This window comes from Ideonella sp. sgz306126 (genome assembly GCF_056032705.1).
The window spans coordinates 1-19,473 of the sequence record NZ_JBVYWP010000004.1; the positions used below are offsets into that span (position 1 = coordinate 1).

18 protein-coding genes, 1 tRNA gene and 1 pseudogene are annotated in these 19,473 nt (G+C 65.9%); 13 read left to right on the forward strand and 7 right to left on the reverse strand.

Annotated features, from left to right (window positions below):
• Positions 1 to 141, forward strand: a pseudogene (locus AC0N04_RS12435) (branched-chain amino acid ABC transporter substrate-binding protein); the annotation flags it as partial.
• Positions 142 to 250: 109 nt separating this feature from the next.
• On the opposite strand, the gene AC0N04_RS12440 reads toward AC0N04_RS12435, so the two are convergent.
• Complete coding sequence (locus tag AC0N04_RS12440; protein WP_474282073.1) at positions 251 to 556, reverse strand: hypothetical protein; 306 nt, start codon at positions 554 to 556, stop codon at positions 251 to 253.
• 444 nt (positions 557 to 1,000) lie between these two features.
• Here AC0N04_RS12440 and AC0N04_RS12445 point away from each other — a divergent pair, with 444 nt between their 5' ends.
• The 3 genes from AC0N04_RS12445 to AC0N04_RS12455 are packed head-to-tail and all read left to right on the forward strand — an operon-like array spanning position 1,001 to position 2,414.
• Entirely contained in the window at positions 1,001 to 1,516 is a 516-nt protein-coding gene (locus AC0N04_RS12445; RefSeq protein ID WP_474282075.1) for a hypothetical protein, read from the forward strand.
• Entirely contained in the window at positions 1,513 to 1,875 is a 363-nt protein-coding gene (locus tag AC0N04_RS12450; protein ID WP_474282077.1) for a hypothetical protein, read from the forward strand. The genes AC0N04_RS12445 and AC0N04_RS12450 overlap by 4 nt, the downstream gene beginning before the upstream one ends.
• Positions 1,872 to 2,414 carry a hypothetical protein gene (locus tag AC0N04_RS12455; RefSeq protein ID WP_474282079.1) on the forward strand — a complete coding sequence of 181 codons (543 nt, stop codon included), beginning with the start codon at positions 1,872 to 1,874 and terminating at the stop codon, positions 2,412 to 2,414. Before AC0N04_RS12450 ends, AC0N04_RS12455 begins: the two co-directional genes overlap by 4 nt.
• Before the next feature lie 436 nt (positions 2,415 to 2,850).
• Here AC0N04_RS12455 and AC0N04_RS12460 read toward each other — a convergent pair.
• The 3 genes from AC0N04_RS12460 to AC0N04_RS12470 all read right to left on the reverse strand — a co-directional run bounded on the left by AC0N04_RS12460 (position 2,851) and on the right by AC0N04_RS12470 (position 4,379).
• Positions 2,851 to 2,940 (reverse strand) — tRNA-Ser (locus tag AC0N04_RS12460).
• 24 nt (positions 2,941 to 2,964) lie between these two features.
• Positions 2,965 to 3,909, reverse strand: a complete 945-nt coding sequence (locus tag AC0N04_RS12465) for an SPFH domain-containing protein (protein WP_474282081.1) — start codon at positions 3,907 to 3,909, stop codon at positions 2,965 to 2,967.
• Positions 3,910 to 3,938: 29 nt separating this feature from the next.
• Positions 3,939 to 4,379: an NfeD family protein gene (locus AC0N04_RS12470; RefSeq protein WP_474282083.1), complete on the reverse strand. Its 441-nt coding sequence runs from the start codon at positions 4,377 to 4,379 to the stop codon at positions 3,939 to 3,941.
• A 129-nt stretch (positions 4,380 to 4,508) separates the two neighbouring features.
• Between AC0N04_RS12470 and AC0N04_RS12475 the strand changes: the two genes are divergently transcribed.
• Together AC0N04_RS12475 and AC0N04_RS12480 are read left to right on the forward strand one after the other, a co-directional pair.
• Positions 4,509 to 6,773 carry an Orn/Lys/Arg family decarboxylase gene (locus tag AC0N04_RS12475; RefSeq protein WP_474282085.1) on the forward strand — a complete coding sequence of 755 codons (2,265 nt, stop codon included), beginning with the start codon at positions 4,509 to 4,511 and terminating at the stop codon, positions 6,771 to 6,773.
• A 102-nt stretch (positions 6,774 to 6,875) separates the two neighbouring features.
• Positions 6,876 to 7,769, forward strand: coding sequence for a GGDEF domain-containing protein (locus AC0N04_RS12480; protein WP_474282088.1), 894 nt, complete (start codon positions 6,876 to 6,878; stop codon positions 7,767 to 7,769).
• A 17-nt stretch (positions 7,770 to 7,786) separates the two neighbouring features.
• Here the strand turns inward: AC0N04_RS12480 and fabI are convergent, their stop codons facing one another.
• Entirely contained in the window at positions 7,787 to 8,584 is a 798-nt protein-coding gene (fabI, locus tag AC0N04_RS12485; RefSeq protein WP_474282091.1) for an enoyl-ACP reductase FabI, read from the reverse strand.
• A gap of 255 nt (positions 8,585 to 8,839) precedes the next feature.
• On the opposite strand from fabI, the gene rimP reads away from it, so the two are divergent.
• From rimP to AC0N04_RS12520, 7 genes are all read left to right on the forward strand, one after another.
• Entirely contained in the window at positions 8,840 to 9,388 is a 549-nt protein-coding gene (gene rimP / locus AC0N04_RS12490) for a ribosome maturation factor RimP (RefSeq protein ID WP_474282093.1), read from the forward strand.
• Positions 9,385 to 10,863 carry a transcription termination factor NusA gene (gene nusA / locus AC0N04_RS12495; protein ID WP_474282095.1) on the forward strand — a complete coding sequence of 493 codons (1,479 nt, stop codon included), beginning with the start codon at positions 9,385 to 9,387 and terminating at the stop codon, positions 10,861 to 10,863. Before rimP ends, nusA begins: the two co-directional genes overlap by 4 nt.
• A gap of 64 nt (positions 10,864 to 10,927) precedes the next feature.
• The gene (gene infB / locus AC0N04_RS12500; protein ID WP_474282097.1) at positions 10,928 to 13,801 is read left to right on the forward strand and encodes a translation initiation factor IF-2; all 2,874 of its coding nucleotides are present in this window, start codon (positions 10,928 to 10,930) and stop codon (positions 13,799 to 13,801) included.
• A gap of 75 nt (positions 13,802 to 13,876) precedes the next feature.
• Positions 13,877 to 14,239, forward strand: coding sequence for a 30S ribosome-binding factor RbfA (gene rbfA, locus AC0N04_RS12505; protein WP_474282099.1), 363 nt, complete (start codon positions 13,877 to 13,879; stop codon positions 14,237 to 14,239).
• Positions 14,240 to 14,319: 80 nt separating this feature from the next.
• Positions 14,320 to 15,267 carry a tRNA pseudouridine(55) synthase TruB gene (gene truB / locus AC0N04_RS12510; RefSeq protein WP_474282101.1) on the forward strand — a complete coding sequence of 316 codons (948 nt, stop codon included), beginning with the start codon at positions 14,320 to 14,322 and terminating at the stop codon, positions 15,265 to 15,267.
• A gap of 11 nt (positions 15,268 to 15,278) precedes the next feature.
• On the forward strand, positions 15,279 to 17,108 hold the full coding sequence (gene typA / locus AC0N04_RS12515) for a translational GTPase TypA (protein ID WP_474282103.1): 1,830 nt from the start codon (positions 15,279 to 15,281) through the stop codon (positions 17,106 to 17,108).
• Positions 17,109 to 17,244: 136 nt separating this feature from the next.
• On the forward strand, positions 17,245 to 18,129 hold the full coding sequence (locus tag AC0N04_RS12520; RefSeq protein WP_474282105.1) for a DMT family transporter: 885 nt from the start codon (positions 17,245 to 17,247) through the stop codon (positions 18,127 to 18,129).
• 34 nt (positions 18,130 to 18,163) lie between these two features.
• Here AC0N04_RS12520 and AC0N04_RS12525 read toward each other — a convergent pair whose 3' ends face one another.
• Together AC0N04_RS12525 and AC0N04_RS12530 are read right to left on the reverse strand one after the other, a co-directional pair.
• Positions 18,164 to 18,799: a hypothetical protein gene (locus tag AC0N04_RS12525; protein ID WP_474282107.1), complete on the reverse strand. Its 636-nt coding sequence runs from the start codon at positions 18,797 to 18,799 to the stop codon at positions 18,164 to 18,166.
• A gap of 88 nt (positions 18,800 to 18,887) precedes the next feature.
• The gene (locus tag AC0N04_RS12530; RefSeq protein WP_474282109.1) at positions 18,888 to 19,265 is read right to left on the reverse strand and encodes a hypothetical protein; all 378 of its coding nucleotides are present in this window, start codon (positions 19,263 to 19,265) and stop codon (positions 18,888 to 18,890) included.
• Positions 19,266 to 19,473 lie beyond the last annotated feature (208 nt).

The following is a 19,473-nucleotide window of genomic DNA, read 5'->3' on the forward strand; positions in this document are numbered from 1 at the left end:
CCGGTGCTGGCCAAGACCACGGGCTACAAGGGCGTGACGGGCACCATCTCGTTCGACGAGAAGGGCGACATCAAGAACGGCGCGCTGACCCTGTACACCTACAAGGGCGGCAACAAGGTCTCGCTGGGCGTGATCCGCTGATCGCGTTTTGCAGGATCGACAAGGCCGCCCTCGGGCGGCCTTTTTTCTGTGCGCCGCGCGGTCGGCGTCCGCCGCCGGTGCGCCACCCGGCACCGACCGAACGGCCGGCTCAATCTCGATCCGATCCCAGTCGGCCGAGGGCATCCACATGCGAGCGTGCGGCCTGCAACGCGGCCTCCATTGCGCCGCGTTCACCGCTGCTCTTGCATTTGGATCGGTAGAGCGTGGGCCGCTGTCCCCCGCAGACCTGGACCGTGACCACGCTGGTGTAGGCACCGCCCAAAGGATCGCGGCCCGTATCGATGCGGATCGCCGTGCCTCGGTAGGTATGGATGGCGTCCTCGGCAACCGGTGAGTTGCGCCTGGCGATGGAGACCGATCCGGCGCGGCGTCGACAGTCGCTCGTCGCGCGCATCGCTGACGTGCCCCCTCTGTATGACATCCACATCTTGCCGCACGTCGGCGGTTGGATGGTCCTCGCCGGCTACGAGTACGGGCTGGGCGACAAGCTCGCGCGGCCGCAGCTATTCGCACAGACGTGGCTTCTGACTCCAGGACCAACACGCGAACTGGAGAAGGCCGACGCCCTGGTACGCAAGCTCACACGCGAGCTGGCCGAGGCGAGAGGCAAGGGTGGCGAGATGCCTACGCGGGGCCGTTACGCGAAGCGGCGACCGGTGACCCAGACGATGAATTGCCCGTCAAGGCGGGGCATGGTGGTAGATTCACGGCGATGTCGAAACACGCCCGCTCCGTTCAGTCTACCCAGCCCATCCATCGGCCAGGTGAGGGTTCGCCAATTGCCGTAACTCCCGTGCGACACGTCGGGTCGAACGGGGTTTCGACAGAACTTTTGGCGGTGAATCTGGGTGAAGCGCCTGTTCCTGATCGAAGCTACGGGGCCGACGTCTTCAGCGTCACTTTCGTGCGTGGGGTGGTCAATCTGTACTTCGGCCAAACCCAGGCGAGTAACCCAGACTCTCTTCATTCTCTGCTGGCCATTCGCATGACGCCACAGACCACGCGAAACTTCATCGCGTCGTTGACTGAAGTGCAGTCAGGCATGACGCAGCCCCTGGAGGCCACTCTCCGTCAACTGCAGATTGAGGCCGCCGAGCCCTTCACGATCACTCGGGATCCGCAGCAGTTCGTCAAGCTGTCGGCGAACTTCGCTTTGGCCGCGGTATCCAATGGCGATTCTTGTCTCGACTTTATGAACGCCTCTCCCTTCTCGATGATCGCTGTGCATTCGTCACAGAAGCTGGTTATTCAGCCAGTTGTTCGAATCGAATTGTCGAGTCCCCAGCTGTTAGGGTTGGTAGAAGCGCTAAAAGCGCTGCAAAATACGCTCCCCGCCGAAAGAGTAGCAACATGATCGGTTTCGAATTGTTCGATATCGCGAGTTGGATCGATGCCGACGGATTGCTGCTGCGCAGTTCACCAACGGCACCCACGCAGACCAAGAAGGCTATCCGGAAGTTCGCGAACGGGTTCGTCGCGAGCGTCGCCATCGCAGCGAGCGCGTCCAGCATGGCATCGTCGCAAGTTGTCATGAGGACACCTGTGACAGCTCAAGCGGCTACTCCGGCGCGGACGTCGGTCCCAATCGCCGGAGATGAGGTGAATGACTCCGATTCGGCGGATCCAAACTACTGGTTTTCGTTGATGAGCAAGATGCAGTCCTGGCGACCGATTGTTGAGTCTTCGGTCGTATCGCCAGAGCCACTTGATTGAGCGCCGATAGCGGCTGGTGGGCTCCTCAGCTTGCCGAGAATCTCAGCCAAGGGGACGTGATAGCGGAGCAGGTTTCAGCTACCGCAGTCCGTCCGACGACGTTCTTGAAGGCGCGGAGCTTCAAGGGAAATGAGTCTGGCTGGGGAATTAGCCCCGGGCCAGCGGTCGACAAGGACGGCCGCACCTTGGTGCTTGCCGCGGGAGCGGTGCGGGCAGTGATCGTAATGACCCACAGTTGCGAACTCGATAAAGCCGATGGAAAGCTGTCGCGCCGCCGAGTTCTGGTCGCCCCGATTGCCGCACTCGATACAGTTCCCGAAGAGCACCAGCGGCAAATCCTCAGCCAGACGAACAAGGCACTTCTCCCGCTTCCTGGGATCCCGGAGCTGGGCGACTGCTACGCCGACTTGCGCGTGATGTTTCCGGTATTGCGCGAACTAGTAGATGCCTCTCGTCGGCTGGCATCGATGACGCCCGAGTCGGAAGCAAGACTGCAGGCGCAGCTTGTCGCATTTTTTGTTCGCAAACTGCCTAACTAGAACTCTTGCCTTCGAGGGGCTTACTTCGTGGCATTGCAGCCCATGGTGCGCCCCTAGTGCATCTTGTACCACCGCCCGCCCCGATAGACCGGCTGCCAGTGCCGCGCCGCAGTCTCCCCGTCATCAACCACGACGGAGAGCATCGACATGACGACCTAGCACATCAACCCACCGACCGCATCGGGCTTTTACATCGCATCATGTGAGCGCCGCGGCGGGTTCGCGGCCTACTGGACCGGCCGCCACGAGACGATGTCCTGTAGCTTGCGCGACCCGGGCGACCCCATGGCGACTCAAAGCTGCGGCGCCGTGCTGGCGACTTCCTGCGCCTGAAGACCCAGGCGCGACGCCGAAACCAAGCATCCTGCCGGTTGGTGGGCCTTATGGTGGGCAGGAAAGAAAAACTGGCCACGAGGGCCCGTCTCTTCTAGGTTGGTGGCGGAGGGAGCGGGATTCGAACCCGCGGTGGGGGTTAGCCCACACACGCTTTCCAGGCGTGCGACTTAAACCGCTCATCCATCCCTCCGCAGGGACAGCCGGCGATTCTAGCTCAGGACGAGGCCTTCGGCGCCGGGTGGGTGCCCGGCGCGGCCGTGGTCCGCATCAGGGCCATCGCGCTGCCGACCAAGCCGGCGACCTCGGTCATGTTGCCGGGCACGATCATCGTGTTGGTGGTGCGGGCCAGTTGCGCATACGCTTCGACGGCACGCTCTGCCACCTTCAGTTGCACCGCCTGCTCGCCCCCGGGGAGTTGGATCGAGGCCGCAATCTTGCGAATCGCTTCGGCGGTGGCTTCAGCCACCGCCATGATGGCAGCGGCTTCGCCCTGCGCCTTGTTGATCTCGGCCTGCTTCTCGCCTTCGGAGCGCGCGATGAAGGATTCGCGCTGGCCGTTGGCGATGTTGATCTGCTCCTGCTTGCGACCTTCGGAGGCCGCGATCAGCGCGCGCTTCTCGCGCTCGGCGGTGATCTGCTGCTGCATCGCGTGGAGGATTTCCTTGGGCGGCGTCAGATCCTTGATCTCGTAGCGCAGCACCTTGACGCCCCAGTTGCTGGCGGCTTCGTCGAGCGCGTTGACGACATGGGCGTTGATCGCCTCGCGCTCCTCGAAGGTCTTGTCCAGTTCCATTTTGCCGATCACGCTGCGCAACATGGTCTGCGCCAGTTGCGTGATGGCCGAGACATAGTTGCTGGAGCCATAGCTGGCCCGCATCGGGTCGGTAACCTGAAAGTACAGGATGCCGTCCACCTGGAGCTGGGTGTTGTCCTTGGTGATGCAGACCTGGCTGGGCACGTCGAGCGGGATTTCCTTGAGCGAATGCTGGTAGGCCAGGCGGTCGATGAACGGCACCAGGAAATTCAGGCCCGGCGCCAGCGTGGCGTGGTACTTGCCCAGCCGCTCGACCACCCAGGCGTGCTGTTGCGGGACGACCTTGACGGATCGCGCGATGAACAGCACGGCGACCACGAACAACACGATGGCGATGATTTCCATGAAGATTCCCTGTCAGTCAGTCGGTGCGGTCATTTCGCGCAGGGCGAAATGATCAGGTGGTTGGATTCAACGGCGACGATGACATGCTCGCCGGGCGCTGGCTGGCCCGGTCCCTCGAGCCGCGCCTGCCAGGTCGAACCGCGGTACTGAACCAGCGTCCGGCCGTCGGGCTGCCAGGTCGACACCTGGACATGCTCGCCGACGTCGAGGTTCACGTCGCGGTTGCGCGATGGGCTGGACTCGGCCGGGCGCCGGCTCCGGTGGCGGCGCCACGCCACCACCGCGCCGCCGCCGACCGCGGCGGCCACCAGCATCTGGCTGCTGTGGCCCAGCCCGATTCCCGCGGCGAGCGCCCCCGACGCGGTGCCGAGCGCCAGCATCAACAGGTAAAAGGTGCCGGTCGTCAGTTCGGCCAGCACGAGGACGCCGCTGACCAGCCACCACACGATCGACGGGTTCCAGGTGTCCATGCATCCTCCAGGGGGGTACGGCCTGAGGCCAGTGTAGCGACGCCGGCCGAGGCGTCGGCGTTCCGTCACCACTTCGGCCCTACACTTCGCCCTCGCATTTCCTCAGACCGTCGTGCATCCGGAGCCGCCATGCAGCGTTTTCACTTTCCCATCGTGATCATCGATGAGGATTACCGTTCCGAGAACACCTCGGGCCTGGGTATCCGCGCCCTGGCGGAGGCGATCGAGAAAGAGGGCTTCGAGGTGGTCGGGGTGACCAGCTATGGCGACCTGTCGCAGTTCGCGCAGCAGCAGAGCCGGGCCAGCGCCTTCATCCTGTCGATCGACGACGAGGAGTTCACGCCGGGGCCGGAACTGGACCCGGCGGTGCTGAACCTGCGCAAGTTCATCAGCGAGATCCGCTTCCGCAACGCCGACATCCCGATCTACCTGTACGGCGAGACGCGCACCAGCCAGCACATCCCGAACGACATCCTGCGCGAGCTGCACGGCTTCATCCACATGTTCGAGGACACGCCGGAGTTCGTGGCCCGCCACATCATCCGCGAGGCCAAGAGCTACCTGGACGGCCTGGCGCCGCCGTTTTTCAGCGCGCTGATGGACTATGCCCAGGACGGTTCGTACTCCTGGCACTGTCCGGGCCATTCGGGCGGCGTGGCCTTCCTGAAGAGCCCGATCGGCCGGATGTTCCACCAGTTCTTCGGCGAGAACATGCTGCGCGCCGACGTCTGCAATGCGGTCGAGGAACTGGGCCAGCTGCTGGACCACACCGGCCCGGTGGCGGCCAGCGAGAAGAACGCGGCGCGGATCTTCAACGCCGACCATTGCTTCTTCGTCACCAACGGCACCTCGACTTCGAACAAGATCGTCTGGCATCACACGGTGGCACCCGGCGACGTGGTGCTGGTGGACCGCAACTGCCACAAGTCGATCCTGCATTCGATCATCATGACCGGAGCGATCCCGGTCTTCCTCACGCCCACCCGCAACCACTTCGGCATCATCGGTCCGATCCCCGAGAGCGAATTCAGCAAGGCCTCGATCCAGAAGAAGATGGCCAAGCACCCGTTGCTGCAGCACGTGGACGTCAAGACGGTGCGGCCCAAGATCCTGACCGTCACCCAGAGCACGTATGACGGGGTGCTCTACAACACCGAGACCATCAAGTCCAAGCTCGACGGCTGGGTCGATACGCTGCACTTCGACGAGGCCTGGCTGCCCCACGCCGCGTTCCACAAGTTCTACGGCACCTTCCACGCGATGGGCAAGGGGCGGACGCGGCCCAAGCAGGCGGTGGTCTATTCGACGCAGTCGACCCACAAGCTGCTGGCGGGCATCAGCCAGGCCTCGCAGGTGCTGGTGCAGGACTCCCAGAGCGTGCCGCTGGACCGGCATCTGTTCAACGAGGCCTACCTGATGCACACCTCGACCTCGCCGCAGTACGCGATCATCGCGTCCTGCGACGTCGCGGCGGCGATGATGGAGCCGCCCGGCGGCACCGCCCTGGTCGAGGAAAGCATCCGCGAGGCGCTGGATTTCCGCCGCGCCATGCGCAAGGTGGACGAGGAGTACGGCCAGGACTGGTGGTTCCAGGTCTGGGGGCCGGACCGTCTGGCCGAGGACGACATCGGCCAGTCCGACGACTGGATCCTGCAGGCTGGCGAAACCTGGCATGGCTTCGGCAAGCTGGCCAAGGGCTTCAACATGCTGGACCCGATCAAGTCCACCATCATCACGCCGGGACTGGACGTGTCGGGCCGCTTTGCCAAGACCGGCATTCCCGCCTCCATCGTCACCAAGTTCCTGGCCGAGCATGGGGTCGTGGTCGAGAAGACCGGGCTGTACTCGTTCTTCATCATGTTCACCATCGGCATCACCAAGGGCCGCTGGAACACCTTGCTGACCGCCTTGCAGCAGTTCAAGGACGACTACGACCGCAACCATCCACTGTGGCGCATCCTGCCCGAGTTCTGCGCGGCCTATCCGCGCTACGAGCGGCTGGGCTTGAAGGATCTGTGTCAGAGCGTGCACGAGGCCTATGCCAAGGGCGACATCGCCCGCTTGACCACCGAGGTCTACCTGTCCGATCTCGAACCCGCGATGAAGCCCAGCGATGCCTTCGCCTACATCGCGCACCGCAAGACCGAGCGGGTCGAGATCGACGACCTGGAGGGACGGGTGACCACCGCCTTGCTGACGCCGTATCCGCCGGGGATTCCGTTGCTGGTGCCCGGCGAGCGGTTCAACCGCAAGATCGTCGACTACCTGCGTTTCACGCGCGAGTTCAACCTCGCGTTCCCCGGCTTCGGGGCCGATGTCCATGGCCTGGTGACCCAGGAGGGCAGCGACGGTGTGCGCCGCTATTTCGTCGACTGCGTGCAAGGCGAGACCTGAGCGCGGTCTCAAGCGAGCGGCCGGACCGCCGATAGACCCGCATGGGCCGGGCTCGCCGCCCGACCCGGGGTGTCCATGCCAGAAGCTTTCGATCCCGCCACCATGACACGGCGCCCTGCGCCGCGCCCGGTGGCGGCCCGCTGGCTGGTGGCCGGCCTGGCGGCCAGTGCCGTGGCCGCGGCGGGTGCGTGGGCTTGGGGCGAGGCAAGCGGCTTCTTTCTGTATTTGTTGCTGCTGCCGGCGGCGGTCGCGTCATGGCGCCGGCAGCGGGGTGTCGGCGGCGCGCTGCCAGGCGCCGTCGCGGCCATGCTGGGCGTGACGGCCTATGGGGTTCTGCTGCGTCGCGTTCCTCCGCTTTGGTCGCTGAGTCCGGCCACCTTGGACCTGCTGCGCGGCGCGAACGCGATCGGCGCGATGGCCCTGGCCACCGGCCTGATGAGGACGATGGGCCGCGTCGCCGGGGCCCGGCAGAACCTGGCGACGCGCCGGGCCCGCGATCCGCTGACCGGTGTGCTCCATCGAAGCGGCTGGCTCGTGGCGGTGGCCCGCTGGCAGCAGGCGGCGGGTGCCGCGGCCGAGCCCGGCGTGCTGGGGGTGCTGATGGTCGATGTCGACCACCTGGGCGCGATCAACGAACTGCACGGGCAGCTGATCGGCGATCAGGCCCTGAAGACCGTCGCCGCGGCGTTGCGGCAGGGCCTGCGGGAGGGCGATTTGCTGGGTCGATGGGCCGGCGATGTCTTCATCATCGCGATGCGCACCGGCGAGGCTCGCGGCCTCAGGATGGCGGCGGAGCGCCTGCGCGCGCTGGTTCAGGCCGCCGAACTGCGGGCCGGCAACGACGGCGAATGGCTGGCCTTGAGCGCGAGCCTGGGCGGGGCGGTCGGCCCGCTCGACGAAGCCATCGAGGCGCTGATCGGGCGCGCAGAGGAGGCGCTGCGGGCGGCGCGCAGCGAAGGCCGCGCGCGCCTGCGTGTCACCCCGATGCCGGAGTGACGCCCGCGTTCGCCGGCTCAGCCGCCGGCGACGTCCTCGCCGCCACCCGGCGTCATGTGACTGAAACCGCCATCGACGTACATGATCTCGGCGTTCACGCCGGCGGCCAGGTCCGACAGCAGGAACGCGGTGGCATTGCCCACTTCCTCGATCGTGATGTTGCGATGCAGCGGCGCATGGGCTGCGAACTGGCTGAGTTTCTTGCCGAAATTGGCGATGCCCGAGGCAGCCAGCGTCTTGATCGGCCCGGCCGACACCGCATTGACCCGGATGTCGCGTTCGCCCAGCGAATAGGCCAGATACCGCACCGACGCTTCCAGCGAGGCCTTGGCCAGGCCCATGGTGTTGTAGTCCGGCACGCGCCGCGCGGCGCCCAGGTAGGACATGGTCACCAGCGACGCCTTGGGGCGCAGCATCGGCAGCGCCGCCTTGGCCATGGCCGGAAAACTGTAGGAGGAGATGTCGTGGGCGACCCGGAACGATTCGCGCGACAGGCCGTTGAGGAAATCTCCGCCGATGGATTCACGCGGTGCGAACGCAATGGCGTGGACAAAGCCGTCGAACTGCCCCCAGGCCGCGCCCAGCGCGGCCATGGCCTGTTCGATCTGCTCGTCGCTGGCCACATCCATTTCGACCACCAGTTTGGAGCCGAATTCCGAGGCAAACTCGTTGGCGCGTTCCTTGAAGCGCTCGCCCGCATAGCTGAAGGCCAGTTCGGCCCCTTCGCGGTGGCAGGCCTTGGCAATGCCATAGGCGATCGAGCGGTTGTTGAGCAGGCCGGTGATCAACAATCGCTTGCCGGCGAGAAAACCCATGGTGGCTCCTGTTACTTTGACGTTCGGCGTCGCATTTTGGCATGCCAGGGCGCGATTTCGAACCTGTAACTTGTGGGCACATGGCTTGCAGGCTACAATCCGTCTTTCGCTAGAATTGCAAGGCGTGGGCGGACTCTTCCAGCCCATTTTTTTTGCGCAATTCATGCTTGCTTCACGCTCGGCGTGGGCTGAATGTGTGCTTGAGCGCGCCTGGAAAGGCGCCAACCCGGAACGAGAAAAGGCGCTTACCCCCTGATGAACTGGATGCAGGCCGTCGAACGCACGGTGACCGGATTGAACTATGAACTCGTCGATGTCGAACGGTCGGCGGGCGGGTTGTTGCGTGTCTTCATCGATCGCATTCCGGGCTGCGCTTATCCGACCGGGGAGCACGAGTTCGTCACCGTCGAGGATTGTGAGGCGGTGACCCGCCAGTTGCAGTACGTGCTGGAGGTCGAAAACGCCGACTATGCACGGCTGGAGGTGTCTTCGCCGGGCCTGGATCGGCCGCTGAAGACGCCTGAGCACTACGCCCGCTTCGTGGGCGAGCAGGTGCAGATCACCCTGAAGCTGCCGTTTCAGGGTCGAAAAAAATACCAGGGCACGCTGCAGGCTTCCGAAGCTGGGGGTTGGCAGTTGGTGTTCAGTGACGGCAAGGTCGAGCAGGTGCTGGACTTTGCCTTCGACGAAGTTCGTGAAGCCCGGTTGGTGCCGGTGCTTGATTTCAAGGGGCGCCGTGGCAAGGGCACCCTGGCTGCGCCGAAGGTGTCGGCCGATACGGTTGACGGAGGTCTAGAAAAATGAACCGCGAAATGCTGATGTTGGTGGATGCGATCTCGCGCGAAAAGAGCGTCGATCGCGATGTCGTGTTCGGTGCCGTGGAAGCGGCGCTGGCCTCCGCGACCAAGAAACTGCACGGCGGCGAGGTGGACATCCGCGTCACCGTCGATCGTGAGACCGGCGATTACGAAACCTACCGCCGTTGGCTGGTGGTGCCCGATTCGGCCGGCCTGCAGAATCCGGATGCCGAAGAGTTGCTGTCTGAAGCGCAGGAGCAACTGGCCGAACTCGAAGAAGGCGATTACATCGAGAAGACGATCGACTCGGTGCCGATCGGCCGCATCGGGGCGCAGGCCGCCAAGCAGGTCATCCTGCAGAAGATCCGCGACGCCGAGCGCGAGCAGCTGCTGAACGATTTCCTGTCGCGCGGCGAGAAGATCTTCGTCGGCACGGTCAAGCGGCTGGACAAGGGCGACATCATCGTCGAGTCCGGGCGCGTCGAAGGGCGGCTCAAGCGTGGCGAGATGATCGCCAAGGAAAATCTGCGCACCGGCGACCGGGTGCGGGCCTACATCGCCGGCATCGATACGGCGGCCCGGGGCCCCCAGATCATGCTGTCGCGCTCGGCCCCCGGGTTCATGGTCGAGTTGTTCGCCCAGGAAGTGCCGGAGATCGAGCAGGGCCTGCTGGAAATCAAGAGCTGCGCCCGCGATTCGGGTTCCCGCGCCAAGATCGCCGTTGTCTCGCACGACAAGCGGGTCGACCCGATCGGTACCTGCGTGGGTGTGCGCGGTTCGCGGGTGACCGCGGTCACCAACGAGCTGGCCGGCGAGCGCGTGGACATCGTGTTGTGGTCGGAAGATCCGGCCCAGTTCGTGATCGGCGCCTTGGCGCCCGCCAACGTGCAGTCCATCGTCGTCGACGAGGAACGGCACGCCATGGACGTGGTGGTGGACGAGGAGAACCTCGCCATCGCGATCGGCCGCGGCGGCCAGAACGTGCGGCTGGCTTCCGAGCTGACCGGCTGGCGCATCAACATCATGACGGCCGAGGAATCGGCCGCCAAGCAGGCCGAGGAATCGGGTTCCAGCCGCAAGCTGTTCGTCGACAAGCTCGACGTCGACGAGGAAGTCGCCGAGATCCTGATCGCCGAAGGTTTCACCAGCCTCGAAGAGGTGGCCTATGTGCCGCTGCAGGAGATGCTGGACATCGAAGGCTTCGACGAAGACACGGTCAACGAATTGCGCACCCGCGCCAAGGACGCCTTGCTGACGATGGAAATCGCCCGCGAAGAGAAGGTCGAGGAGGTCTCCCAGGATCTGCGCGACCTCGAAGGCCTGACTCCCGACCTGATCGCCAAGCTGGCCGATGGCGGTGTGCATACCCGTGACGACCTTGCCGACCTTGCGGTCGACGAGCTCGTCGAGATGACCGGCGTGGAAGACGCGCAGGCCAAGGCGCTGATCATGAAGGCCCGTGAACACTGGTTCACCGCCTGATCGCGCCGACCCCGAAGAATCCCCGCGTCATCCGCACACGGCATCCAGATCAAGGAACTCAAGAATGGCAGTGACCACCGTCGCCCAACTCGCATCGGAGCTGAACCGGCCCGCTGCGACGCTGCTGGAGCAGTTGCAGTCGGCCGGCGTCGCGAAGCAGTCGGCCGATGACTCGCTGAGCGAGTCCGACAAGGAACGCCTGCTCGAATTCCTGCGCTCGGCGCATGGCACGGCCGGCGGCGATCGCAAGAAGATCACGCTGACCCGCAAGTCGACCAGCGAAATCAAGCAGGCCGACGCCTCCGGCAAGGCTCGCACCATCCAGGTCGAAGTCCGCAAGAAGCGGACCTTCGTCAAGCGCGACGACCTTCCCGGCGCGCCGGTCGAGGACGACAGCGTGGCCGAAGCCGCCGAGCTGGCCCGGCGCGAAGAAGAGGCGCGCCAGCAGGCCGACCTGATCCGCCAGCAAGAGGAAGAACTGGCGGAGAAGCGCCGCCTGCGCGAGGCCCAGGAACTCGCCGAGCGCGAGGCTGCCGCCCAGCGCGCCGCTGCCGAAGCCGCCGCCGCACAGGCCGCTGCCGAGCGTGCCGCGGCCGAGGCCGCCGAGGCCTTGGCCCGGGCCGCCGCCGAATCGGGTGTCGCCAAGACGCAAGCACCTGCGAAACCGGCGGCTGAAGAGCCTGTGGCTGCGGCACCGGCCGCGCCGGCAGAGCCGCCCAAGCCGACCTTGCGCGTGGTCAAGGCCGCCGATGCCGAAGCCGAAGAACAAAAGCGCCTGAGTGACCTGACCCGGCGCCGCCAGGCGGCGGAGTCCGAAGCCGCTGCGATTCGCGACATGATGAATCGCAAGGCCAAGGTCATGGTCGCGAAGAAGGAAGAGCCCAAGCCGGTCGAAGCGGCCAAGGAAGGCATCAAGGGCACGATCCACAAGGCCAAGGCCGTCCCGGGGGCTCCGGCCGCCGCGGCGACGGCCGCCAAGCCGGGCGACAAGAAGTCGGTCAAGTCCGAGAAGCTCTCGTCGAGCTGGGCCGACGACGCCAAGAAGCGCGGCGCAGCGCCGGGCAAGGGCCGTCCCGACGCCGGTGCGAATCGCCCCGGTTGGCGTGCGCCTCGCGGCGGCCGCCGCGGCGACAGCCGCGACGGGGAGCGCAGCAGCACCTTCCAGGCGCCGACCGAGGCGGTGGTGCAGGAAGTGCACGTGCCCGAAACCATCTCGGTGGCCGATCTGGCCCACAAGATGGCGGTCAAGGCCAGCGAAGTCATCAAGCAGTTGATGAAGCTGGGCCAGATGGTCACGATCAACCAGCAGCTGGACCAGGAAACGGCGATGATCGTCGTCGAGGAAATGGGCCACAAGGCGCTGGCCGCCAAGCTGGACGATCCGGAGGCCTTCTCGGAAGAAGAGGAAGCCGCGGTCACCGGCGAAGCGCTGCCGCGCGCACCGGTGGTCACCGTCATGGGTCACGTCGACCACGGCAAGACCTCGCTGCTCGATTACATCCGCCGCAGCCGCGTGGCCGCGGGCGAAGCCGGCGGCATCACCCAGCACATCGGCGCGTACCACGTGGAAACGCCGCGCGGCATGATCACCTTCCTGGACACCCCGGGTCACGCTGCGTTCACGCAGATGCGGGCCCGCGGCGCGAAGGCGACCGACATCGTGATCTTGGTGGTGGCGGCCGATGACGGCGTGATGCCGCAGACCAAGGAAGCCATCGCCCACGCGAAGGCGGCCGGCGTGCCCATCGTGGTCGCGATGACCAAGATCGACAAGCCGGACTCGAACCTCGAACGCCTGAAGGGCGAACTGGTGGCCGAGCAGGTCGTGCCGGAAGAGTTCGGTGGCGATTCGCCGTTCATCGGCGTCTCGTCCAAGACCGGCGAAGGCATCGACGCACTGCTGGAGCAGGTGCTGCTGCAGGCCGAAGTGCTGGAGCTGAAGGCGCCCGCCGAGGCGATGGCCAAGGGCCTGGTGATCGAAGCGCGTCTGGACAAGGGCCGCGGCCCGGTGGCCAGCGTGCTGATCCAGTCAGGCACGCTCAAGCGTGGCGACGTGATCCTGGCCGGTTCCAGCTATGGCCGCGTGCGCGCCATGCTGGACGAGGACGGCAAGAACATCGCCGAGGCCGGTCCGTCGATTCCGGTCGAGATCCAAGGCTTGACCGAGGTGCCGCAGGCCGGCGACGACTTCATGGTGCTGTCGGACGAACGCCGGGCCCGCGAAATCGCCACCTTCCGCCAGGGCAAGTACCGCGAGGTGACGCTGAACCGCCGCCAGGCCGCCAAGCTGGAGAACATGTTCGAGAACATGGGCCAGGGCGCGGCGCAGGCCCTGCCGTTGATCATCAAGGCCGACGTGCAAGGTTCCCAGGAGGCGCTGGCGGCGTCGCTGCTCAAGCTCTCGACCGACGAGGTCAAGGTGCAGATCGTCCACGCGGCGGTCGGCGGCATCAGCGAATCCGACGTCAACCTGGCGATCGCGTCGAAGGCCATCATCATCGGCTTCAACGTGCGGGCCGATGCCCAGGCCCGCAAGCTGGCCGAGCACAGCGATGTCGACATCCGCTACTACAACATCATCTACGACGCTGTCGATGAAGTGAAGGCGGCGATGAGCGGCATGCTGGCACCGGAGCAGCGCGAAGAGGCGCTGGGCACGGCGGAGATCCGCAAGGTCTTCGTGGCGTCCAAGATCGGCACCGTGGCCGGCTCGATGGTCACCTCGGGCCTGGTGCGCCGCAACGCCAGGTTCCGCCTGCTGCGCGACAACATCGTCGTCTACACCGGCGAGGTCGACTCGATCCGGCGCGAGAAGGACGACGTCCGCGAAGTCAAGGAAGGCTTCGAGTGCGGTATCAAGCTCAAGAACTACAACGACATCGCCGAAGGCGATCAGCTGGAATTCTTCGAGATCAAGGAAGTGGCACGCACGCTGTAAGCCGACGAGGGTTCGCACCCGCGAAACCCCGCCGGCACCGGCGGGGTTTTTGCTTGCTGACACCGGAGAACGACCATGCGACATAAACGCACCATCCCCAACCGCAGCTTCCGCGTGGCGGATCAGATCCAGCGCGATCTGGCCGAACTGATCCGCGAGTTGAAGGATCCGCGCATCGGCATGGTCACGATCAATGCCGTCGAGGTGACGCCGGACTACGCCCATGCCAAGGTGCTGTTTTCGCTGCTGGTCGGCGATCCGGCGGCGACCGAACTGGCTCTCAACGAGGCGGCGGGTTTCGTGCGCAACGGCTTGTTCAAGCGGCTGGCCATTCATACCGTGCCCACCTTGCATTTCAAGTTCGACCAGACCACGGAGCGCGCCGCCGAGCTCAGCCAGCTGATCCAGCAGGCCAACGCGAGCCGCGCCAAGGAGTGACGCGGATGAGGCTTTCGTCCTGCCAACCGTGTGGCCGAACCGACGGGCGGACGCTCGTCTGCGCGGGCGCCTGACCCCCGATGACTGCGCGCCAAGAGCCTCCGCGCCGCGTTGCACGCCGTGCCCTGCACGGGGTGCTGCTGCTGGACAAGCCGGTCGGTTTGTCCAGCAACGACGCGTTGCAGAAGGTCAAGCGCCTGTTCCGGGCCGAGAAGGCGGGCCACACCGGCACGCTGGACCCCCTGGCGTCGGGCCTGCTGCCCATCTGCTTCGGCGCGGCGACCAAGTTTTCGCAGCTCAGCCTGGACGCGGACAAGACCTACGTCGCGACGCTGCGCCTGGGCCAGCGCCGCGTCGGAGGTGACCGCGAGGGCGAGGTGGTCCAGGAGCGTGCCGTCGACGTGGACGCCGAGCGCTTGGAACTCGCTTGCCGCGGCTTCACCGGCGAGATCGAGCAGGTGCCGCCGATGCAGTCCGCGCTGAAGAAGGATGGCAAGGCGCTCTACGAATACGCCCGTGCCGGAATCGAGATCGAGCGCGCTCCGCGGCGGGTGACGATTCACGCCCTTGACATCCTGGACTGGAATGCTGAGGCCCTGGAACTGGGCTTGCAGGTGCGTTGCTCCAAAGGGACTTACATCCGCGCGCTGGCCGAGGACCTGGGTGAAGCCCTGGGCTGCGGCGCTCATCTGGCGGCGCTGCGGCGCACCGCCAGCGGCCCGCTGTCGTTGGCCGACGGCTTGTCGCTGGAGCGGCTGACCGCGATGGACGACGCTGCGCGGGATGCGGCCCTGCTGCCGGTGGACTGCCTGCTCGATACCGCCGCCCCGGTGCGCCTCGACGCCACCGAGGCGGCACGCTTCCTGTCCGGCCTGCGCCGTCGCGTGCTGCTGCCGGACACGCCCGCCGTGCGGGTCTACGGCCCCGAACCCGCTGCCTTCCTCGGCAGCGGCCACATCACCCATGGCGAACTGATCGCCGACCGCCTGCTCAGTCCCGTCGAGGTGCAGGCCTTGCTGAATTCCTGAGAAAGCCCGACATGAGCCGACAAATACGCAACATCGCCATCATCGCCCACGTGGACCATGGCAAGACCACCTTGGTGGACCAGCTTCTGCGCCAGAGCGGCACCTTCCGCGAGAACGAGAAGGTGGCCGAGCGGGTGATGGACAACAACGACATCGAAAAGGAGCGTGGCATCACGATCCTGGCGAAGAACTGTGCGGTCAGCTGGAAGGGCACCCACATCAACATCGTCGATACCCCGGGACACGCCGACTTCGGTGGCGAGGTCGAGCGGGCGCTGTCGATGGTCGACGGCGTGGTGCTGCTGATCGACGCCCAGGAAGGGCCGATGCCGCAGACCCGCTTCGTCACCAAGAAGGCGCTGGCGCTGGGCTTGAAGCCCATCGTGGTGGTCAACAAGGTGGACAAGCCCGGTGCCCGTCCCGATTACGTCATCAACGCCGCGTTCGAGCTGTTCGACAAGCTCGGCGCCAACGATGAACAGCTCGATTTCCCGGTGGTCTACGCCTCGGGACTGAACGGCTGGGCCTCGCTGACCGAGGGCGCGCCGGGCGAGCAGTGGGGCAAGGATCTGACCGACTTGTTCGACACCGTGCTCAAGCATGTGCCGGCCCACCAGGGCGACCCGGCCGCGCCGTTGCAGCTGCAGATTTCGTCGCTGGACTATTCCACCTATGTCGGCCGGATCGGCGTGGGCCGCATCACCGCCGGCACCATCAGGCCGGGGATGGACGTGCTGGTGATGGAAGGTCCGGACGGCAAGACGATCAAGGGGCGCATCAACCAGGTGCTGACCTTCGAAGGCCTGGAGCGGGTCCAGTCCACCGAGGCCGGCCCGGGCGACATCGTGCTGATCAACGGCATCGAGGGCATCGGCATCGGCGTGACCATCACCGACCCGCTGGATCCGAAGCCGCTGCCGATGCTGATGATCGACGAGCCGACGCTGACGATGAACTTCTGTGTCAACAACTCGCCGCTGGCAGGCCGCGAGGGCAAGTTCGTCACCAGCCGCCAGATCTGGGACCGGTTGCAGAAGGAATTGCAGTCCAACGTGGCGCTGCGGGTGCGCGAGACCGACGAGGACGGCATCTTCGAGGTGTCGGGCCGCGGCGAACTGCACCTGACCATCCTGCTGGAGAACATGCGTCGCGAGGGCTACGAGCTGGCCGTGTCCAAGCCGCGCGTGGTGTTCCGCGAGGTCAACGGCGAACGCCAGGAGCCGATCGAGCTGGTCACGGCCGACGTCGAAGACACCCACCAGGGCGGCGTGATGCAGGCGCTGGGCGAGCGCAAGGGCGAGCTGGTGAACATGGAGTCGGACGGCCGCGGCCGCGTGCGGCTGGAATACCGCATTCCGGCGCGTGGCCTGATCGGCTTCACCAACGAGTTCATGAACCTGACCCGCGGCACCGGCCTGATCAGCAACATCTTCGACGGCTACGAGGCCTACAAGGGCGAGATCGGCGGCCGCAAGAACGGTGTGCTGATCAGCATGGACGACGGTGAGATCGTCACCTATGCGCTGGGCAAGCTGGACGATCGGGGCCGCATGTTCGTCAAGGCCGGCGACCCGGTTTACGAGGGCATGATCGTCGGCATCCACAGCCGCGAAAACGACCTGGTGGTCAATGCGGTGCGGCAGAAGCAGCTGACGAACTTCCGCGTCTCCGGCAAGGAAGACGCGATCAAGATCACGCCGCCGATCGATTTGTCGCTCGAATACGGCGTCGAGTTCATCGCCGACGACGAACTGGTCGAGATCACGCCCAAGAGCATCCGCATCCGCAAGCGCCACCTGAAGGAACACGACCGCAAGCGTGCCTCTCGCGAGGGCGCTTGAGCGACCCTTTGCTCGGCACGCTTTCGCGCCATCCGTGGGCTCCCCGAGCCCCCTCCGGGAGGGGGCTCTGGCGTGAGCGTCGAAGGCGGCCCTCCTGGGCCGCTTTGTCCTTGCCGCTGGGTTGGCGGGTTCGTCCATGACACATCGAAAAGCGGTTGCGACCATGGTGCTGGTGACGCTGCTGTGGAGCAGCGCCGGCGTGGTGACGCGGCACCTGGAATCGGCGGCGGCCTTCGAGGTCACGTTCTGGCGCAGTGCGGCCAATGCCGTGGCCCTGGCCTTGCTGCTGGGCTGGCAGCGCGGGTTCGGCGCGCTGTGGCAGGCCCTGCGCCGTGGCGAGGCGTTGCTGTGGTGGTCGGGCCTGTGCTGGTCGGTGATGTTCACCGCCTTCATGGTCGCGATGACCCTGACCACCGTGGCCAATGTGCTGGTCACGATGGCGCTCACGCCCTTGTTCGCGGCGTTGATGACCCGCGCGGCGCTGCGCCAGCGCCTGCCAGCGCGCACCTGGGCTGCCATCGTCGTCGCCGGGGTCGGCATCGCCTGGATGTACGGCGCCCAGGTAACCGGTGGGTCCGGTCGGGACCTGCTGGGGACCCTGGTGGCGCTGGCCGTGCCGATGGCCGGGGCCACGATGTGGACGCTGCTGCAGCACAACGCTCGCAAGCACCCCGATGATCGGAGCGACATGACGCCGGCGGTGCTGATCGGTGCGCTGTTGTCGGCGGTGGTGAGCCTGCCGCTCGCGCTGCCGTTGCGCGCCTCCGTCCATGACGTCGGGCTCTTGGTGATGCTGGGCGTGTTCCAGCTGGCGATTCCTTGCCTGCTGGCGGTCGCGGCGGGCCGGGTGCTGAAGGCGCCCGAGGCCTCGCTGCTGGGCTTGCTGGAAATTCTGTTCGGCGTGCTTTGGACCTGGTGGGGAACCCCGGAATCCCCCACGCCCGCGGTGCTGGGCGGCGGCGCGCTGGCGTTGGGCGCCCTGGCGACCAACGAGGCATGGGCCTTGCTGCGAGGCCGCTGAGGCGTCCGTGCCGGGCGCCTCAGCGGCGCACCGGTCACGGCGACTGGAGCTGGTCGCGCGTCTGGGTCTGCAACTGCTCCTGGGTGCGCAGCAGTTCTCTCGTCTGGGTCTGCAACTGCTCCTGAGCCTTCAGCTGCTCCAGGGTCTTGGTCTGCGCCTGTTCCTGCGCCCGGAGCTGCTCCATCGTCTGGGTCTGCGCCTGCTCCTGTGCGTGCAACTGGTCACGAAGCTGCTGGCGCGACTGCTCGTGCAATTGAACCTGTTCCCGCGTCTGGGTGAGCAGTTGCTCCTGCGTGCGCAGTTGCTCGCGAGTCTGGGTCAGGACCTGTTCCTGCGTCCGGGTCTGGGTGCGCGTGTGCGCCATCTCCTGGTCCTGGGTTTTGAGCTGGGTGCGCGTGTGCTGCATGGCCTGCTCTTGCGTTCTGACCTGCTCGCGCGTCTGCAGGGTCGTTTGCTGCTGCACCGCCGTGGCCTTGCCCGAGGGGGAGGCCGCGCCCGCACCGGCACCCGCACCTGCACCGGCACCTGCACCACCACCGGAGCCCGCGCCACCCGAGCCGGCGCCCCCCGAGCCGCCGCTGCCGGCGCCGCCTCCGCTGCCGCCACCACCACTTCCGCTGCCGCCGCCTTGGGCCAATGCGGCGCCGCCGAGGGCCAAGGCCAGGGTCATGACCCATGCGGCCGACGATAGAACTTTGCGTGTCTTCATAACAACCTCTTGCTGGTTAGAAACCGAATGGATGGCCGGAGCGGCCGGATCAGCGCTTGAGCCCGCTGCAGGCATCGCGACGCGGCTGGGGCAGCGGCTTCAGGCCGCGCTCTTTCGCACGAGCGGCCATCTGCTCATGGTGTTGCGCTTGATAGGCGTTGCAGTCTTCGTACGTCGTCATCGAGCGCATTCGCTCACGATGCTCGGTACGCTCCTGTGGCGTCATCAACGCCCATCCGGGCGTGTAGTCGCTACCCCAGCGGGCCATGCCACGACCCCCTCCCGGGCCCATGCCCATGCCCGGCGCGCTGGCTGCAGGGCCGACGCCCAGAGGGCCTGGCCCGTTGCTGCTGCCAGGTTGGGCGAAAGTCAGGCCGCAGGACAGAAATGAGCCGACCAACAACAAAATGTTTCTGCCGTATTTCATCGCGTACTCCTTGCGTAAATCATCGACAACTTCACAGTACCGTTCCCGGCATGTGACATCGTTGACTTAGCGCAAGACACGCCCCCGTGTTCACCAGCGCCTATCCAAACGTGGGGGGTGCGGTCTCAGGGGCGAGGACCCGTTCGAGAAGGTCCTGGGCGTGGCAGGACCGAACCCGGTTCGGCGCGTGGCCTACGCCATCGACGGG